Genomic DNA, 16,965 nt, shown 5'->3' with positions numbered 1-16,965 from the left:
CTGCCGGCCGGTCCGGCGGCGGCCCCTCAGCAGCCCGTCATCAGCTCCGCGAAGCGGTCGAGGCCGATGTTGCCGCCGGAGACGATCACTCCGATCCGGTGCAGGTGGGGGTACCGCCCGGGCACGGCGGGAAGGTCGACGCGGCGGGCCAGCAGGGCGGCCAGGGCGCCGGCGCCGCTGGGTTCGATGACGATCTTGAGGCGCTCGAAGGCCAGCTTCATCGCGGCGCGGATCTCGTCGTCGCTGACCAGGACGACGGAGTCGAGGAGCCGGCGGTTGATGGCGAAGGTCAGCTCGCCGGGCACGTCGACGGCCTGGCCGTCGGCGATGGTGCGCGGCACGGGGACGGCGACCCGGTGGCCGGCGGCCAGCGAGCGCAGGGTGTCGTCGCCCGCCTCCGGCTCGACGCCGATCATGCGGATGCCGGGCACCAGGGCGGTGGCGACGGTGGCCGCGCCCGCCATCAGGCCGCCCCCGCCGATCGGCGCCAGCAGCGCGTCCAGCGGGCCGGTCTCCTCGATCAGCTCGAGGGCGGTGGTGCCCTGTCCGGCGATGACGTGCGGGTGGTCGTACGGCGGGATCAGGGCCAGGCCGCGTTCCTCGGCCAGCCGGCGGCCGAGGGCGGCGCGGTCGCCGGTGTAGCGGTCGTAGGTGACGATCTCGGCGCCGTATCCGACGGTGGCGTCGAGTTTTTCGCGCGGTGTGTCCTCGGGCATCACGATGACGGCCCGGCTGCCCAGCTCCCTGGCGGCCAGGGCGACCGCCTGGGCGTGGTTGCCGGAGGAGTAGGCGACGACACCGCGGGCCAACTGCTCCGGTGCGAGCCGGGAGACGGCGTGGTAGGCGCCACGGAACTTGAACGCGCCGACCCGCTGGAAATTCTCGCACTTGAGGTGGACCTCCGCGCCGACCAGCGCGTCCAGCGTCCGCGAGCGCAGCACGGGCGTGCGGTGGGCGATGCCCGACAGCCGGCCGGCGGCGTCCCGGACGTCCTCGAGGGTGACGGCCGGGACGGCGGCGCCGGCGGGGCTGCGGGTCATGCGGGCACGCTACGGGAGCAGCGACTGGAGCGGTACGTCCGGATCGCCCAGCGCGTCGGGGTCCAACGGCCGGCCGCTGCGGATCAGTTGCTGGACCGTTGCGGCGACGTCCCAGACGTTGACGTTCATGCCCGCGAGCACGCGGCCCTCGGCGAGCCAGAAGGCGATGAACTCCCGCTTGGCGACGTCGCCCCGGCACACCACCTGGTCGTAGGAGCCGGGCGGGGCGTAGCCGGAGTACTCCATGCCGACGTCGTACTGGTCGGAGAAGAAGTAGGGGATGCGGTCGTAGCCGACGTCCTGGCCGAGCATGGCGCGGGCGGCGGCCGGGCCGCCGTTGAGGGCGTTGGCCCAGTGTTCGACGCGGATGCGGCTGTCGAGGAGGGGGTGGTCGGCGGCGGCGACGTCGCCCGCGGCGTAGATGTACGGGTCGGAGGTGCGCAGGGCGGCGTCCACGGCGACGCCGCCGCCGTTCTCCGGGGCGGCCAGGGCGAGTCCGGCCTGTTCGGCGAGGGCGGTGCGCGGGGCGGCGCCGATGGCGGCGAGCACGTCGTGGGCGAGGTGTTCCTCGCCGTCGTCGGTGCGCACGGCCAGCACCATGCCGTCCTGGCCGACGATCTCGGTGAAGCGGGCGCCGAAGTGGAAGCGGACGCCGTGTTCCCGGTGCAGGTCGGTGAAGAGGCCGCCGAGTTCGGGGCCGAGGACGCCGTGCAGGGGGGTCGGCGCGGCTTCCACCACGGTCACCTCGGCACCGTAGGAGCGGGCCGCGGCGGCGACCTCCAGGCCGATCCAGCCGGCGCCCGCGATGACCAGGTGGCCGTTGTCGCGGCCGAGGGCGGCGAGTACGCCGCGCAGCCGTTCGGCGTGGGCGAGGCGGCGCAGGTGGTGCACCCCGGCCAGGCCGGTGCCGGGGATGTCCAGACGACGGGGTTCGGCGCCGGTGGCAAGCAGCAGCTTGTCGTAGGCGATGAGGGTGCCGTCGCCGAGGCGTACGGTCCTGGCCGTGGTGTCCAGGTGGACGGCGGGCTGGCCCAGGTGGAGTTCGATGTGGGCCTGGGCGTACCAGCCGGGTTCGTGGACGAAGACGCTGTCACGTTCCTCCTTTCCCAGCAGGTACCCCTTGGAGAGCGGGGGGCGTTCGTAGGGGTGGTCGCGCTCGTCGCAGATGAGGATCACCCGGCCGGTGAAGCCCTCCGAGCGGAGTGTCTCGGCGGCCTTCGCGCCGGCCAGGCCACCCCCGACGATGACGAACGTCTGGTGTGCGTCGACCACTTGTTTCCTCCTCGTTGCGGTGCCGTACGGCCGCTTCCGCGTCCGTGAACGCCCCGGTGCTGCCCCGTCTGTTCCTTGTCCCCGTTCGATGATCCGGGTGTGGTCAGGGTTCCCCGTCCGAAACAGTCGTGTTCGAGCGTCCCGCACGGAGGGTGATGGGGGAAGGGGGGGCTTCCTCCCCAGGGTCACCCTGGGTTGCGCTGGGCGTTACCAGGGGGGCGGGTGAGGTGGGCGTGCAGAGAGCGCGCGGAGGCGTCGGTGAAGGACGCGATCTGGTCGATGACGGCGCGCATCCGGGCGGTGTCGTCCGCTGCGGTGTCGAACAGTGAACGGAACTGCGGATCAAGGCCGTAGGGGGCGCGGGCGAGCAGCGCCTCGGCCAGTTCGGAGATCACCACGCGCTGGTCGGCGCGTACCGCCTCCTGGTCCGGACGCTGCATCACGTACCGGTCGGCGACGGCTTTCAAAACGGCGCATTCCAGCCGGGTTTCGGCCGGAACCACCAGCTGGGCCGCGTAGCGGGTGAGTCGCCCGGGGCCCCACTCGGCCCGGGTCGCGGTCTCGGCGGCCAGGCAGAAGCGGCCGATCAGCTGGCTGGTGGCGTCCTTGAGCCGGGCCTGGGCGAGCGCGGATCCGTCGTAGCCGTGCGGCCACCACTCCTGCTCCAGGAGGCGGTCGAGGGCGGCGGCCAGCTCCTGGGGGTCCGCGCCGGGCGCGTAGCGCTCCGCGGCGACCGCGAAGATCTCGGCGCGTTCGGCGTCGGCGAGCAGGAGGTTGGGGTCGAGGTGGCCGGCGTGCAGCCCGTCCTCGACGTCGTGCACGGAGTACGCCACGTCGTCGGACCAGTCCATGACCTGCGTCTCGAAGCTGCGCGCGGCGGCGGGCGCGCCCTGCCGGAACCAGTCGAAGACCGGCAGGTCGTCCGCGTAGACGCCGAACTTCGGGGACGCCGGGTCGGTGGGGTGCGCGCCGCGCGACCAGGGGTATTTGGTGGCGGCGTCCAGGGCGGCGCGGGTGAGGTTGAGGCCGACGCTGACGGTGGCGCCGTCCGGGGCGGACACGAACCGCTTGGGCTCCAGACGGGCCAGCAGCCGCAGCGACTGGGCGTTGCCCTCGAAGCCGCCGCAGGGCGCGGCCACTTGGTTGAGCGTCTGCTCGCCGTTGTGCCCGAAGGGCGGGTGGCCGAGGTCGTGCGCGAGGCAGGCGGCCTCGACGAGGTCCGGGTCGCAGCCCAGTGCGGCGCCGAGTTCGCGGCCGACCTGGGCGCATTCCAGGGAGTGGGTCAGTCGGGTGCGCGGGCTGGCGTCCCAGGCGTGGGTGAGGGTGCCGGGGGTGACGACCTGGGTCTTGCCGGCGAGGCGACGCAGCGCGCCGGAGTGCAGGACCCGGGCCCGGTCACGCTGGAAGGCGGTGCGCCCGGGGCGTTTGTCGGGTTCGGCGACCCAGCGTTCGGCGTCCGTCTCGGTGTAGCCCAGGGTGCCGGGGGCCTGGCCGGTTGTCGATGGTGTGCCCGTCATACAGCGACGGTAGCCGCCCTGCTGCCGTGCGGGTCGGATCCGCTACGTGCCAGGAGCGCCCGGTCGTAGCGGTGGAGCACGAGACGGGCGAGCGCCGGGTGGTCGCCCAGGGGTTCGGCGGCGATGCCGGGGGCGTGCGCGGCGCACTGGGCGGCGAAGCGGCCGGGCGCGGTGAAGCAGGCGGCGACGGCGATCCGGTCGTGGCCGCGGGCGGTGAGCAGTCGGACGGCTTCGGGGACGGTGGGGGTGGCGGCGGAGGCATGGGCCGGCAGGACGGGGATGCCGCCGAGGCGGGCCGAGAGGAGCCGGGCGATGTGCCCGGTGTCGGCGGTGGAGCGCGCCGCCCGGGAGCCGGCCGAAGCCAGGACGACGGCGGTACGGCGCGGGTCGGGGGCCGCGGGGAAGCCGGCCTCCAGGAGGCGGTCGTGCAGCGCCCGGGCGAGGAGGGGGTGCGGGCCCAGCGGCGCGGCGGTGCGGCCCGTCAGATGGGGCGCGTCCGCCAGAGCGGCGGGCAGGTCGTGGGTGACGTGGTGGCCGTGGCCGAACAGCAGCGGTACGAGGACGGCCGCGCCGCGCAGTTCGGCGAGGGTGTCGGCGAGCAGCGGCCGGTTCAGCTCGATGTGGGCGAGCCGTACGGTCAGGCCGGGGCGGAGGGCGCGGACCCGGTCGAGCAGCGCGCGGACGGCGGGCAGGGCGCGCGGGTCGCGGCTGCCGTGGGCGACGGCGACGAGCGCGGGTGGCTCGGGGGCGGTGGCGGCGGGGCGTGGCGGGCGCCGGAAGCCGTGCAGCCGGACGCGGCTGAGCCGGGTGCTGAGCTCGGTGGTGATCTCGGTGGCGAGGCCGGCCGCCCCCAGGGGTGTCCGGTCGGGGTCGGCCTGGGCGGTGGCGTCGTCGCACGGGGCGGGGCGGGTCGGGGCGGCCGGCGAGGCGGGCTGGTGCGGTATCGACTCCGTCATGGCGGGAGCCTGGCACCGGGGCGTTGCGGTTCCGTTTCCCCGCGGGGAACTGCGTGTACCGTCCGGCCGCCGGGGACCGCGGCGACCGTGAGAGGGGCGGCGCCGGCGTGCGGGGCCCGAGGCGGCCCGGTGCCCGGACACGTGCCCGGACACGCCCCCGCCGCCCGCCCGCCCGTCGCGGGCCGGGCGGGCGGGGGCCGCGGCCTCAGCGCGCGTCGACTTCCTTGAGGTAGGCGGCGCGGGTCGCCTCGTCCAGGAACGACGCCTTGAAGGAGTTGCGGGCCAGGGTGCGCAACGTCTCGTCGTCGAGGCCGAGGGCGTCGCGGACCGCGGTGAAGTTGTCGTCCGCGTAGCCGCCGAAGTAGGCGGGGTCGTCGGAGTTGACGGTGACCATCAGGCCGGCGTCCAGCATGGCGGGCAGCGGGTGGTCGGCGAGGTCGTCGATGACGCGGAGCCGGACGTTGGACAGGGGGCAGACGGTGAGCGGGACCTGGTCGGCGACCAGCCGGGCCACCAGCCGCTCGTCCTCCAGGCAGCGCACCCCGTGGTCGACGCGGTCCACGCCGAGGACATCCAGGGCCTCCCACACATAGGCGGCGGGCCCCTCCTCCCCCGCGTGTGCCACGCACTTGAGTCCGGCCTCGCGGGCCAGCGCGTAGACCTCCTTGAACTTCGACGGCGGGTGCCCGACCTCCGCCGAGTCCAGGCCGACGGCGGTGATCCGGTCGAGGTGGGGGCGGGCCGCCTCGAAGGTCGCCAGGGCCGATTCGGCGCTCTCGTCGCGCAGGAAGCACATGATCAGCCGGGTGGTGATGCCGTAGGTCTCCGGCGCGGCGTCCAGCGCGCGGGCCAGGCCGCGGATGACGGTGCCGATCGGGACGCCGCGGGCGGTGTGGGCCTGCGGGTCGAAGAAGATCTCGGCGTGCCGGACACCCTGCTCCCTGGCGCGCGCGAGGTAGGCGTCGGCCAGGTCCGCGAAGTCGTCCTCGGTGCGCAGTACGGCCATCAGCGCGTAGTAGAGGTTGAGGAAGGACTGCAGGTCGGAGAAGGAGTAGGCGCGGCGCAGCTCGTCCTGGGTGGCGTACGGGAGCGTGACGCCGTTGCGCTCGGCGAGCGCGAACGCCAGCTCCGGTTCGAGGGTGCCCTCGATGTGGAGATGCAGTTCCGCCTTGGGCAGCGGGCGCCTGGCAGCGGAGGCGGAGGGGGAGGAAGGCACGCGGGTCACACCTGATTCTGCGGTTCGGGAGGGATCGTCTTCTGCGGTTCGGGGGAGAGCGTCTTCTGCGGTACGGGGGAGATCGTCCAGGTTAGCGGTGGCGTGCTCCGGAGCCGCGGCGGCACCCTCGCCGGCGGGCCGGCGGGAGTGCGCGAGGGCCGGGGCGGACAGCCAGCGGCCGCCCTCGATGCGGGTGCCGGTGGCGCGCAGGCGGGCGGCGAGCGGTTCGGCCGCCAGATAGACCCAGGCCCGGACGGTCCGGCCGTCGCGGCACACGGCCTCGGTCGGCACCCGCTCGTAGAGGTTCGCCGGGTCGCCCGGGGTGTAGCCCTCCAGCCGGTCCAGTACGGCGCACACCTCGTCGTATCCGGTGTCGCGCGGCCGTACGAGGGTGCCGTGGACCACCGCGTCCGGGGGCCCGGGGACCGCGTACGGATAGCCGGGGCCGTCGTAGAGCAGCGCGCCGCGGATCCGGGCCGGTTCCTCGGCGGTGGTCCGGCCGCGCAGCGCCCAGGCGTGGTGGGCCTCGCCGGGGCGCAGGGTGCCGTAGACGAAGAACGGCAGCCGTTCGGGCTCGGTGGTCATCGGCGGTCGGTCCTCTCCGGTGTGCCGGTGTGCCGGGTGTCTGGGCGGCCGCGGCGTCGTGCTCCTGCTGCCACCTTGCCAGGCGAGGGTTGCAACCATCACCGGCCGGCGGGCGTCGCAGCTTGGGACATCGGTCATCGGCACCCGCCACGACCGGGAGCGGGGCAGGGATGCAGAGGAAGGTGCCGGATGTGGCGCGGCGCATACGCAGCGGGGTGCGCCGCGTACGGCTGCCGCGGACGCGGCGCGGACAGCGCCGCGCCTTCCAGGCGGTCGTGGCACTGGTGGTGCTCGCGCTGGCGCCCGCGACCTGGATGAACGCGACGGCCGGCCCCCGTGTCCGCACGGTGGCGCAGACACCCGCCGCGCCGGTGGCTGTCGTCTTCGGCGCGGGGCTGTGGAACGGCGCGCCGTCCCCCTACCTCGCCCACCGGCTGGACGCGGCGGCCGATCTCTACGGCCGCGGCACGGTGCACGCCATCCTGGTCACCGGCGACAACAGCAGCCACGACTACGACGAGCCGGACGCGATGCGGGCCTATCTGCTGCGGCACGGCGTCCCGGCCAGGAAGATCGTCAGCGACTACGCGGGCTTCGACACCTGGGACTCGTGCAGCCGCGCCCGCCGGATCTTCGGCGTGCGGCGGGCGGTGCTGGTCAGCCAGGGCTTCCACATCCGGCGGGCGCTGGCGCTGTGCCGGGCGGCCGGGATCGACTCCTACGGTGTCGGGGTCGCGGCCACGCACGACGTGACCTGGGCGTACGGCGGGGTGCGGGAGATCTTCGCGGCCGGGAAGGCGGCGGCCGACGCCCTGCTGCGGCCCGATCCGCACTTCCTCGGGCCGCACGAGAAGGGCGTTGCGGAGGCGCAGCGATAGCGCCTCCGCGGGTCGTCATTCCTGCCCGGAGGCGCGGGCGTAGAGCGTGAGGATGTCCGCGCCGAAGTACGGGCTGTAGGAGATCCGGTCGCTGTGCGGGCCGCTCGGGCCGCCGCCGTTGAGCCCGCCGATCAGGCCGATGATGCGGCCGGTCCGGGTGCGCTCGTCGTAGTTCGCCAGCCAGGGGCTGCCGGAGGTGCCGCCGTAGAACCCGCCGCACTCCATGCGCAGTTGGCGGGTGCCGGTCAGCCGGGCGGTGCCGGTCGTGCAGCGGACCGCCCGGTCCTGCGGGTCGTTGCGGACGCTGGGGTAGCCGATGACGGTGACCTGGTTGCGGTAACCGGGGGTCGGCGACAGGGTGTTGCCCCCGGTGACGGACTCCAGCTCGCGGCCCCGGTTGTCCGGTTGGACGGTGGCGAAGGCGAAGTCGTGGTCGGCGGCGTCCCCGGTGGTGCCGCGGTCGGCGTACTCGAAGGTCTCGCCGAGCGCCCACACGCCGTAGGGCTGGGTGTCGGCGCCGGCGGTGTACTGCGGCACGAAGGCGGCGCGGGAGCCCGGGTTGCAGTGGCCGGCGGTGAGGATCAGGTTGTGGTTCGGGCTGTGCACCACGCTGGCGGTGCAGTGGTGTGCCTTGGCGTCACCGTCGACGGAGAACAGCACACCGACGGAGGGAATGCCCGCGAAGTGCCGTGCGGTGGGGGCGCCCTGGGTCGCGGCGGCGGAGGGCGCGGGTGAGGGCCGGGGCTTCGTCCCGCCGGGCGCGGACGCTATGGCGGCGGCCATCCGCTGCGGTGTCCAGAAGGCGGCGGCGTCCTGGCTGTCCCAGGTGTCGCGGGCGGGGCCGTCGTGGTCGCCCGCGGTGTCGTTGCTGTTCCAGGTGTTGCGGGCGGGCCCGTCGTGGTCGCCGTCGGCCGCGCGGCCGACCGAGGCCGTCGTCAGGCCCAGTGTGACGCCGAGCGCCACGGCCGCCGCCCTCCCCCATCGCTGTCGCATCAGCTGGTCTCCTTGGTGATCCAGTCCAGATAGCCGGCGCCGCCCCGGGTGATCGGGGTGGCGATGATCTCGGGTGTGTCGTAGTCGTGGGCGGCGAGGAGGTAGGCCTCCAGTGCCGCGTAGCGCGCGGCCGACGTCTTGAACAGCACCTGCCACTCCTGACCGGTCTCGACGGCGTTCTCCCACCGGAACACCGAGGTCACCGGCGCACTGACCTGCGCACAGGCCGCGAACCGGCCCTCGATCGCGCCGCGCGCCAGCAGCTCGGCCTTGCGCTCGCTGTCGATGGTGGTCATGACGGCCAGGAATCGGGCCGACTGCCCGGCCGGATCCGGCAGTTCGGCTGGGGGGAACGGTTCGGGGTCGGCCACGGGTGCGCATCCTTCGCGGTGGGGGACGAGGTCGTCCCGGACGGCGTACGGGGTGATCGCCTCGCATCGTACGGTCGTGATCATCGTCCCTGCCGGGACGGGCCGCCCTTGGAGGGCAATACACCCCGACGCCCCGCTTCGTCAGCGAACACACCGGCCCATACCGGAACGCCCCGGTTGCGTCCACCCGTGCAGCGGCAAGGATGGAAGGGGAGGCCCGCCGCCGGTTCGCACGAAAGGCCCGCACCATGACCGACCTGAAAGCCCTCACCCGCGACCAGCTCGACGACGCCAGGGCCGCCACGCACGGCCGCAGCGCCCACCTCTTCCTGCACGACGGGCCGCTGCGGCAGACCGTGATCGCGCTGATCGCCGGCGCCGCGCTGGACGAGCACAACACGCCGCCGGCAGCGAGCCTGCAGGTCCTGAAGGGGCGGGTGCAGCTGACCCGGCCGCACGGGGACCAGGAAGTGACCGCGGGTCAGGTCATCGCGATCCCGCACGAGCGGCACGGCCTGCGGGCCGTCGAGGACTCGGCGGTACTGCTGACGGCCGTGACGGCGGTGGCGCCGCGGCCTCGGGGTGCGGCGCCGGCGGTGGCGGCTCGCGGCTGAGCCCGGGCCGGGCCCCGCACTCACCCCGCACACACCCCGCACGAGCCTCGCGCGGGGGCTTTCGGCATGCGGGAGTGCGGGCGCGCCGGCATGGCGGAGTGCGGGGCCCCGCCCCCTTCCCTGCCGTCATGGTCTGCTGAATGTTCCGTGGCGTCGCCGCGCCTCAGCCGGCCAGCCACTGGTCGAAGGCCAGCTTGCCCAGCAGCCCGACGACCACGACCACCAGCACGCCCCGGACGAACCCGGTACCGCGCTTGAGCGCCATCCGGGCTCCCACCAGGCCGCCGACGAGGTTGAACAGCGCCAGCAGCGCACCGAGTTGCCACAGCACGGTGCCCTGGATCGCGAACATGCTCAGCGCGCCGATGTTGGTGCAGACGTTGACGACCTTGGAGGTCGCGGAGGCGGTGACCAGGTCCATGTGCAGGATCGCGGCCAGGGCGATGATGAGGAAGGCCCCGGTACCGGGGCCGATCAGGCCGTCGTAGAAGCCGATGCCCAGGCCCGCGACGAGCACCGCCGCCAGCATCCGCTGCCGGGTGACCGGCCCGGACGGCGCGGGGGCGGTCCCGAAGGCCGGACGGAAGAGGACGAAGAGGAGCACGGCGAGGAGGACGGCCATGATCAGCGGCCGGAGCACCGCGCTGTTGATACCGGCCGCGAAGAACGCCCCGCCCAGCGATCCGCCGAGCGCGGCGAGACCGATCCGCAGCGCCATCCGGACGTCGATCGGCGCCCTGCGGACGTAGGTGGCGGCCGCCGCGGTGGTGCCGACGATCGCCGTGGACTTGTTGGTGCCGAGCACATAGGCGGCGGGTGTGTGCGGCAGTCCGACCAGCAGGGCCGGCAGGAGCAGCAGTCCGCCGCCGCCCACCACGGCGTCGATCCAGCCGGCCGCGAGGGCGGCCGTGCACAGCAGGCTCAGCGTGAGCAGTGATATGTCAGAGGGCACCGGCCGATCCTACGAACGTCCGCCGCGCGACGGGGTGATCGGCGCCACTCTGCGGGGCGGTGGGCGGCCGCCACGCACGGTTTCCGGTCGGCCCGGCCCTCTAGCCTGGGGCGCATGGGGAACGAAAGACTCTTTCCGATCGGCGGGGATCTGTCGGTGCGGCGCCTCGGGTTCGGGACCGGCGCGCTGGTGGGGCCCGGGTACTGGGGAGCGCGGCACGAGGACCCGCAGCGGGCCGTCGCGGTGCTGCGGCAGGCCGTGGAGCGCGGTGTCACCCTGATCGACACCGCCGACAACTACGGGCCCGACGTGGCCGAGGAGTTGGTGGCGCGGGCGCTGCATCCGTATCCGGCGGGGCTGGTGATCGCCACCAAGGGCGGGGTGGTCCGTACCGGGCCGGACATCTGGCACATCGCCGGGCGGCCGGAGCGGCTGCGCGCCATGTGCGAGGCAAGCCTGCGGCGGCTGCGGGTCGAGACGATCGACCTCTACCAGCTGCACCGGTTGGATCCCGAGGTGCCGATGGCCGAGCAGCTGGGGGCGCTGACGGAGCTCCGACAGGCCGGGAAGATCCGGCACATCGGGCTGGACAGCGTCGGTGTGGCGGAGCTGGCGCGGGCGTCGGAGTGCGCGCCGATCGCGTCCGTGCAGAACCGCTACCACCTGATGGACCGGGAGTCGGAGGACGTGCTCGCGTGGTGTGCGGAGCGCGGCACGGCGTTCCTGCCCTGGTTCCCGCTGGGGCACGGGGCGTTGACGGGCGCGGCCGACGCGGCGCTCACCGGCGTCGCGCGGCGGCACGGGGCGACCACCGGCCAGGTCGCACTGGCCTGGCTGCTGCACCGCTCCCCCGTGCTGCTGCCCACCCCGGGCACGGGCTCGCTCGACCACCTGGCGGAGAACCTCGACGCGGGGCACCTCGCGCTCACGGCCCAGGACATGGCGCAGTTGGACGCGGCCGGGTGACCCCTACGGCGCGGCCTGCGGCGGGGGCGCCGTGGGCACCGCCGGGCTCCGGTCCGGGGCGGGCGGGGCCGCCGGGGCCACCGTGAGGGAGAGCAGGGTGGCGGTGACCGCGCTCGCGCCGGCCAGGCATGCCGCGAGCTGACGGCGGGCCCGCAGGGTGGCGGTCGGGATGACGTGCGGCTTGCGATGTCTGGCCATGGGGAGTCCGGGTCCTCGGGGTGGGACGGTACGGGTCAGAAGGTGAAGTGCTCCGCGTGGATACGGGATCCCGGCACGCCCGCCCGGCGCAGCGCGGCGGTCGCGGAGCGGGTCATGCCGGGCGGGCCGCACAGATAGACGTCGTGCTCGGGCAGGTCGGGCACGAGGTGGCGCAGGGCGCGCGGGGCCAGCGGGTCGAAGGGGGCGTCCGAGGGGCCGAGCAGATAGTGGAGGGCGGCGCCGCGGGCCGCGGCGATCGCTTCGAGTTCGTCGCGGAGCACCAACTGGGCGGCGTCGCCCGCCCGGTAGAGGAGGGTGAGGTCGCCGGGGGCGCCGGGGAGCGTTTCGAAGAGGGCGCGCATCGGGGTGATGCCGACGCCGCCGGCGAGCAGGAGCACCTTGCGGCGGGTGCGCCGGTGGGCGGTCAGGGCGCCGAACGGGCCGGTGGCCAGGACCCGTACGCCGGGGCGCAGCCGGCGGATCCGGCGGGTGTGGTCGCCGCACGCCTTCACGGTGATGCGGAGGGTGTCGTTCCGGGGTGGGGCGGAGAGGGAGAAGGGCAGCGACGTGCGCCACAGGCGCCGGTCCAGGAAGCGCCAGCGGAAGAACTGCCCCGGCTCGGCACGCAGCGCGTCCAGGCCGAGTCCCTGCACGACGACCGAGACGACGTCCGGCCCCTCGGTGCGGACCTCGGTGATGCGCAGGCTGTGGCGCAGGGCCTGACGTACGGGGACGACCAGGCGGTACCAGACCAGCAGCACGCCGACGGTGGTGTGCAGCATCGTCCACAGCCAGGCGGCGAGCAGGCCGCCGGCCAGGTCGGGGCCGGACAGCTGGTGGGCAAAGGCGAGGGCGGCCCCGAGGTAGGTCAGCAGATGGGCGGCGCGCCAGGTCTCGTGGCGGACGCGGCGACGGACCGCCCGCGCCGAGGTCGCGCCGACGGCGGCCAGCACGGCGGTCCCGGTGGCGGCGGCGGCCAGACCCGGGTAGCCCAGCAGGCCGACCGCGGCGCCGAGCAGGTCGGTGCCGCCGTGCGCGGCGGCGGCGCAGAGCGCGAGCGCCGCGTGGGCGAGGCAGAGGGTGAGGACATGGCGTCCGCCGAGGGAGTGCCAGCGGGCCAGCCGGTCGGCGCCGACCCCGTGCTCGATGGCGGGCACCCGGGCCATCAGCAGCAGCATGACCAGGATCCCGTAGGCCGCGAGCAGTCCGGTCAGATGCGCGAAGGTGGCGAAGAGCGCGTCGAGCCGGAAGGACGGCGCGGCCTGCACCAGCCAGAGCAACCCGACCGCCCCCGCTCCGGCGGCCAGCCCGGTCAGCAGGGCGCGCGGCGGGGTCCGCAGCGGGGGCGCGGGGGCCGGCGGGGTGCACGGCGGCCGGCCGGGGCGGGGCGGGACGGCCTGCGGGGTGAGTCGCGAGTAGAGCGGATGAGTGGTGTGCGGGGTGTCGGCCGGGGTGGTCACAGGCCGAAGCTACGGCCACACGTCCTATCGAAACAGCAGGTCAGGCTCGTTTTCGCGGACCTTAAGGCGGCCTTGAGGAACGGCTGACCGCCCGTTAAGAGTGGCCGCTCGGACCCGGCGGCCCGCCCGGGCCGCTCGGCCCCGGCGGCCCGCCCGCGATCCGGCGTGCCAGCCTCACCGGGCCCAGGGGTCCACCGGCACCACTTCCACCGCCCGCCCCCGCTCGTCGAGCAGCCGCCCCATCAGCTTCGTCTGCCGCAGCACCACCGAACGGTCCCGCAGGACCAGGTGCGGCAGCCGCTCACCTAGCTGGGTCTCCAGCCGCTGGACGTCCCGGATGGTGTGCAGCCACACCGTGAAAAGGAGGTTCTGCGGCCCGGTCACCGAGGCGCAGAGCCGCACCTCGGGGAGGGTGAGCAGGACCCGTACGGCCTCCGCCAGGCGGTCCGAGGGGATGCCCGCCCACAGGGTGGCGGACACCGGCCACTCGGTCAGTTCGCGGGCCACCTCGCAGCGCAGGGCGAGGTCGTGGTCGGCAATCAGCCGGCCCACCCGGCGGCGGACGGTGGGGGCGCTCAGCCCGACGGCCCGGCCCAGCGCCACCGCGCTGCCCCGGCCGTCCCGGGACAGCTGCGGCAGCAGCGCGCGGTCGGGACCGTCGGGGGCCGCGGCGGAGCTGCGGGGCGGGGGCGAGGCGTTCCGCAGCCGCTCGCTCTGGCCGCTGGTCAGGGCGCGGAGCCGCCAGCGGCTGCCTTCGCCGTAGACGCGGGTGGCGATACCGGCGCGGGTGGCGGTGACGCCGGGCAGCGCGGCGATCCGCCGCAGCAGCAGTTCGGAGAGTTCGCCGAGGCCGGGGACGAAGGCCGTGATCAGCAGGTCCCGGCCGCCGGCCATGTGCTCGACGGTGGCGACCTGCGGCAGGGCGGCCAGCGCGTCCGCGACCGCTTCGACGCGGCCCGACCGGCAGTCGATCTCGACGAAGGCGGTGCACAGCCGCTCCAGGAGACGGCGGCCGGGATAGCCGGTGACCCAGGCCAGGCCCGCGTCCTCCAGTCGGCCCCAGCGGCGGGCGGCGGTGACCGGGTCGATGCCGAGGACCGGTGCGAGGGTCTGCCAGGACGCGCGGGGGGAGATCTGCAGCGCGTGGACCAGCTGCGCGTCGAGACCGCCGATGACACCGGTTTCCTGCATGAGGGCCGCCCTGCTGTGTCTTTCCTGCATTCCAAGGGTATTCCGTTCGGCCCGCTCACGGCGCTGAGCAGCATGTCCTCCCAGCCGGGCACGGCACGCCGGACACGGCAGACCGAGGAGGCCCCCGGGCCCCAGTTGGGAAGAGGTTCTCGATGACGTCAGCGGTCTCAGGCAGCGCGGCGGGCGACGCCCGCGGCGCCGGTACGGGGGCACGAACGAGCCCCCATGGGAGCACAGAAGACGCCCTGAACACAGGGGTGAGCAGCCGCCGGGCACTGCTCGCGGCGACCGTGGGCGGCGTCGTCGAGTCCTTCGACTGGACGATCTACGCCGTGCTCGCGCCGTTCTTCGCCCCCCAGCTGTTCCCCGGCGACGATCCGGTGACCGAGCTGATCGGCGCGTACCTCGGCTTCGCGGTCGGCTTCGTCGTGCGGCCCTTCGGCTCGTACGTCATGGGCCGTATCGCCGACTCCCGGGGCCGGCGCTTCGGGCTGACGCTGAGCATGGGCCTCATCTCGGCGGCGAGCGTGCTGATCGCGGTGCTGCCGACCGCCGGGGTGATCGGGGCCGCGGCGCCGGTGCTGCTGGTGGTGCTGCGGCTGGTGCAGGGGCTGTCGATGGGCGGCGAGAACCCGAGCGCCGCCGCGTACGTCACCGAGACCGCGCCGCGCCCCCTGCGCTTCCTCTACAGCGCGATCTCCTACTCCGGCGTGGTCATCGGCAACATCCTCTCCTTCGGTGTGCTGACCCTGCTGCTGACCGCACTGGGCGGGGACGCGGTGACCGGCGGCGGCTGGCGGATCGGATTCCTGGTGGCGGCGGCGCTCGGGCTGCTGGCGCTGTGGATCCGGCGCGGCGCCCAGGAGAGCGAGGAGTTCGCCCGGCAGGCCGACGACGCACCGGCGGGGACGGCGGCCGGGCGGCGCGCGCTGTACCGGGCCGGCGCCCGCAACATCACCGCAGTGTTCCTGATCACCCTCGGCGCGACCGTCGGCTACTACTTCGGCACCACCTATCTCCCGCAGTACGCCCAGCAATTGGGCGTGGTCTCGGACACCGAGTCGGCGGCGACGATGCTGCTGCCGCTTGTGGTGCTGATCGCCGCGATGCTCGGCGCCGGGCGGCTCGCGGACCGGTTCGGCGCGCTGCGCACACTCCGTACGGGACTGGCGCTGCTGGCCCTGGCGACGGTGCCGCTGATGGCGGCACTGGCGCACCGGACGCTGCCGATGTGGCTGGTCACCGTCGTCTATCTGCTGCTGATCGCGGCGCCGATCGGGCTGGCCAACGTGCTCTTCGCGCAGCTGTTCCCGGTGGCGGTGCGGGTGGTGGCGATGGGCGTGCCGTTCACCGTGGCCACCGGTCTCTTCGGCGGCACCTTCCCGCTGCTCGCCCAGGCGCTCGGCAGGGCCGGCCAGCTGACGCTGGTGCCCTGGTGGGCGGCCGGTGCGGCGGCGGTCTCCTTCCTGGGCACATTCCTGGTACGCGCGCCCGCCCCTCCCTTCCCCTCCAAGGAGCTGTCATGAACTTCCGCGACGACGCCCGTGCCCTGTCCGGCGACCTGATACGGCTGCGCCGTTCGCTCCACCGCACCCCCGAGGTCGGCCTCGAACTGCCCCGCACCCAGGAGGCGGTGCTGGCCGAACTGGACGGACTGCCGCTGGAGGTGTCGACCGGCGAGGGCCTGAGCTCGGTGACGGCCGTCCTGCGCGGCGGGCAGCCGGGCCCGACGGTGCTGCTGCGCGGCGACATGGACGCGCTGCCGGTCGCCGAGCGCACCGGCCTGGACTTCGCGTCCGACACCGGCCGGATGCACGCCTGCGGCCACGACCTGCACACCACCATGCTCACCGGCGCCGCCAAGCTGCTCTCGGCGCACCGCGAACGGCTCGCGGGCGATGTGCTGTTCATGTTCCAGCCCGGCGAGGAGGGCTTCGACGGCGCCCGGCACATGCTGGCCGAGGGAATCCTGGACGCGGCGGGGCGGCGGCCGGACGCCGCCTACGCGATCCATGTGATGTCCGCCGGCCTGCCCAGCGGCGTCTTCGGCACCAAGGGCGGCCCGGCGCTGGCCGCGTCCAATGTGCTGCGGGTGACCGTGCGCGGCGAGGGCGGGCACGGTTCGATGCCGCACCGCGCCAAGGACCCGGTGCAGGCGGCCTGCGCGATGGTCACGGCGCTCCAGGCGTGGATCACCCGTGCCTTCGACGTCTTCGACCCGGTGATCCTGACGGTGGGCACCTTCCACGCCGGTACGCAGCAGAACGTCATCCCGGAGGACGCGGTCTTCGAGGCGACGGTGCGCAGCTTCTCGGACGCCGCCCAGGCGCGGGTCAAGGACGGCACGGTCGAGGTGTGCCGGGGCATCGCGGCGGCGTACGGGGTCGGCGTGGACGCGGAGTTCGCCGAGCTGTACCCGGTGACCGTCAACGACCACGCGGAGGCGGAGTTCGCGGCGGACGCGGTCCGTGAGGCGCTGGGCGAGGAGCGCTTCGCCCCGTTGCCGCGGCCGCTGCACGGCTCGGAGGACTTCTCCCGGGTACTGGCCGAGGTCCCGGGCGCGATGCTGACCCTGGGCTCCCCGCCCGCGGGAGCCGATTTCGAGCGCAGCGCCAACAACCACTCGCCGCTCGCCGAGTTCGACGACGCGGTGCTGGCCGACGGGTCGGCGGTGTACGCGGAGCTGGCGGCGCGGCGGCTGAGCCAGGGGTAGACCGGAGCCCGGGAGGCAGCGGTAGCGGGGTACGGCAGGAGCG

16 protein-coding genes and 1 pseudogene are annotated in these 16,965 nt (G+C 74.4%); 5 read left to right on the top strand and 12 right to left on the bottom strand.

Features of this window, described 5'->3' with window-relative positions; genetic code table 11:
- Nucleotides 1–26: 26 nt before the first annotated feature.
- The 6 genes and pseudogenes from ACGFML_RS11865 to ACGFML_RS11840 form a co-directional block, all read right to left on the bottom strand.
- Nucleotides 27–1,040, bottom strand: coding sequence for a pyridoxal-phosphate dependent enzyme (locus ACGFML_RS11865; protein WP_393542543.1), 1,014 nt, complete (start codon nt 1,038–1,040; stop codon nt 27–29).
- 9 nt (nt 1,041–1,049) lie between these two features.
- Nucleotides 1,050–2,312: an NAD(P)/FAD-dependent oxidoreductase gene (locus ACGFML_RS11860; protein WP_393542541.1), complete on the bottom strand. Its 1,263-nt coding sequence runs from the start codon at nt 2,310–2,312 to the stop codon at nt 1,050–1,052.
- Between the two features lie 185 nt (nt 2,313–2,497).
- Complete coding sequence (locus ACGFML_RS11855) at nt 2,498–3,829, bottom strand: deoxyguanosinetriphosphate triphosphohydrolase (protein ID WP_393542540.1); 1,332 nt, start codon at nt 3,827–3,829, stop codon at nt 2,498–2,500.
- Nucleotides 3,826–4,785 (bottom strand): sirohydrochlorin chelatase, encoded by a 960-nt coding sequence (locus ACGFML_RS11850; RefSeq protein WP_393542539.1) that lies wholly within the window; start codon nt 4,783–4,785, stop codon nt 3,826–3,828. The genes ACGFML_RS11855 and ACGFML_RS11850 overlap by 4 nt, the downstream gene beginning before the upstream one ends.
- Nucleotides 4,786–4,990: 205 nt before the next feature.
- Complete coding sequence (locus ACGFML_RS11845; protein WP_393542754.1) at nt 4,991–6,010, bottom strand: adenosine deaminase; 1,020 nt, start codon at nt 6,008–6,010, stop codon at nt 4,991–4,993.
- Nucleotides 6,011–6,181: 171 nt separating this feature from the next.
- A pseudogene (locus tag ACGFML_RS11840) lies at nt 6,182–6,586 on the bottom strand (gamma-glutamylcyclotransferase family protein); the annotation flags it as partial.
- Nucleotides 6,587–6,801: 215 nt separating this feature from the next.
- Between ACGFML_RS11840 and ACGFML_RS11835 the strand changes: the two are divergent.
- The gene (locus tag ACGFML_RS11835) at nt 6,802–7,464 is read left to right on the top strand and encodes a vancomycin high temperature exclusion protein (protein ID WP_393542752.1); all 663 of its coding nucleotides are present in this window, start codon (nt 6,802–6,804) and stop codon (nt 7,462–7,464) included.
- Between the two features lie 15 nt (nt 7,465–7,479).
- Here the strand turns inward: ACGFML_RS11835 and ACGFML_RS11830 are convergent, their stop codons facing one another.
- A complete protein-coding gene (locus tag ACGFML_RS11830; protein ID WP_393542537.1) occupies nt 7,480–8,457 on the bottom strand; it encodes a trypsin-like serine peptidase in 978 nt (325 codons plus the stop codon).
- Nucleotides 8,457–8,753, bottom strand: a complete 297-nt coding sequence (cutA, locus tag ACGFML_RS11825; protein WP_393542750.1) for a divalent-cation tolerance protein CutA — start codon at nt 8,751–8,753, stop codon at nt 8,457–8,459. The genes ACGFML_RS11830 and cutA overlap by 1 nt, the downstream gene beginning before the upstream one ends.
- A gap of 323 nt (nt 8,754–9,076) precedes the next feature.
- On the opposite strand from cutA, the gene ACGFML_RS11820 reads away from it, so the two are divergent.
- The gene (locus ACGFML_RS11820; protein WP_393542535.1) at nt 9,077–9,442 is read left to right on the top strand and encodes a cupin; all 366 of its coding nucleotides are present in this window, start codon (nt 9,077–9,079) and stop codon (nt 9,440–9,442) included.
- 163 nt (nt 9,443–9,605) lie between these two features.
- On the opposite strand, the gene ACGFML_RS11815 is transcribed toward ACGFML_RS11820, so the two are convergent.
- Nucleotides 9,606–10,394, bottom strand: coding sequence for a sulfite exporter TauE/SafE family protein (locus tag ACGFML_RS11815; protein WP_393542533.1), 789 nt, complete (start codon nt 10,392–10,394; stop codon nt 9,606–9,608).
- A 114-nt stretch (nt 10,395–10,508) separates the two neighbouring features.
- On the opposite strand from ACGFML_RS11815, the gene ACGFML_RS11810 reads away from it, so the two are divergent.
- Nucleotides 10,509–11,360 (top strand): aldo/keto reductase, encoded by an 852-nt coding sequence (locus ACGFML_RS11810; protein ID WP_393542531.1) that lies wholly within the window; start codon nt 10,509–10,511, stop codon nt 11,358–11,360.
- 3 nt (nt 11,361–11,363) lie between these two features.
- On the opposite strand, the gene ACGFML_RS11805 is transcribed toward ACGFML_RS11810, so the two are convergent.
- From ACGFML_RS11805 to ACGFML_RS11795, 3 genes are all read right to left on the bottom strand, one after another.
- Complete coding sequence (locus ACGFML_RS11805; protein WP_393542530.1) at nt 11,364–11,558, bottom strand: hypothetical protein; 195 nt, start codon at nt 11,556–11,558, stop codon at nt 11,364–11,366.
- Between the two features lie 35 nt (nt 11,559–11,593).
- Nucleotides 11,594–12,898 (bottom strand): ferric reductase-like transmembrane domain-containing protein, encoded by a 1,305-nt coding sequence (locus ACGFML_RS11800; RefSeq protein WP_393542748.1) that lies wholly within the window; start codon nt 12,896–12,898, stop codon nt 11,594–11,596.
- 294 nt (nt 12,899–13,192) lie between these two features.
- Nucleotides 13,193–14,209: an Lrp/AsnC family transcriptional regulator gene (locus ACGFML_RS11795; protein ID WP_393542528.1), complete on the bottom strand. Its 1,017-nt coding sequence runs from the start codon at nt 14,207–14,209 to the stop codon at nt 13,193–13,195.
- A 257-nt stretch (nt 14,210–14,466) separates the two neighbouring features.
- On the opposite strand from ACGFML_RS11795, the gene ACGFML_RS11790 reads away from it, so the two are divergent.
- Both ACGFML_RS11790 and ACGFML_RS11785 read left to right on the top strand, forming a co-directional pair.
- Complete coding sequence (locus ACGFML_RS11790; RefSeq protein WP_393542526.1) at nt 14,467–15,735, top strand: MFS transporter; 1,269 nt, start codon at nt 14,467–14,469, stop codon at nt 15,733–15,735.
- Complete coding sequence (locus ACGFML_RS11785) at nt 15,732–16,922, top strand: M20 family metallopeptidase (protein ID WP_393542524.1); 1,191 nt, start codon at nt 15,732–15,734, stop codon at nt 16,920–16,922. Before ACGFML_RS11790 ends, ACGFML_RS11785 begins: the two co-directional genes overlap by 4 nt.
- Nucleotides 16,923–16,965: the final 43 nt, after the last annotated feature.

The organism is Streptomyces sp. NPDC048650, from assembly GCF_043199095.1.
Classification (GTDB): domain Bacteria; phylum Actinomycetota; class Actinomycetes; order Streptomycetales; family Streptomycetaceae; genus Streptomyces.
Note: the sequence above shows the minus strand (reverse complement) of the source record. Positions and strands in the feature narration are given on the sequence as shown.

Excerpts from the sequence above, each read along its gene's own strand:
- ACGFML_RS11865 (WP_393542543.1), bottom strand. The coding sequence starts at position 1,040 with ATGACCCGCAGCCCCGCCGGCGCCGCCGTCCCGGCCGTCACCCTCGAG.
- ACGFML_RS11805 (WP_393542530.1), bottom strand. The coding sequence starts at position 11,558 with ATGGCCAGACATCGCAAGCCGCACGTCATCCCGACCGCCACCCTGCGG.
- ACGFML_RS11820 (WP_393542535.1), top strand. The coding sequence starts at position 9,077 with ATGACCGACCTGAAAGCCCTCACCCGCGACCAGCTCGACGACGCCAGG.
- ACGFML_RS11830 (WP_393542537.1), bottom strand. The coding sequence starts at position 8,457 with ATGCGACAGCGATGGGGGAGGGCGGCGGCCGTGGCGCTCGGCGTCACA.
- cutA (WP_393542750.1), bottom strand. The coding sequence starts at position 8,753 with ATGACCACCATCGACAGCGAGCGCAAGGCCGAGCTGCTGGCGCGCGGC.
- ACGFML_RS11785 (WP_393542524.1), top strand. The coding sequence starts at position 15,732 with ATGAACTTCCGCGACGACGCCCGTGCCCTGTCCGGCGACCTGATACGG.
- ACGFML_RS11855 (WP_393542540.1), bottom strand. The coding sequence starts at position 3,829 with ATGACGGGCACACCATCGACAACCGGCCAGGCCCCCGGCACCCTGGGC.
- ACGFML_RS11810 (WP_393542531.1), top strand. The coding sequence starts at position 10,509 with ATGGGGAACGAAAGACTCTTTCCGATCGGCGGGGATCTGTCGGTGCGG.
- ACGFML_RS11850 (WP_393542539.1), bottom strand. The coding sequence starts at position 4,785 with ATGACGGAGTCGATACCGCACCAGCCCGCCTCGCCGGCCGCCCCGACC.
- ACGFML_RS11795 (WP_393542528.1), bottom strand. The coding sequence starts at position 14,209 with ATGCAGGAAACCGGTGTCATCGGCGGTCTCGACGCGCAGCTGGTCCAC.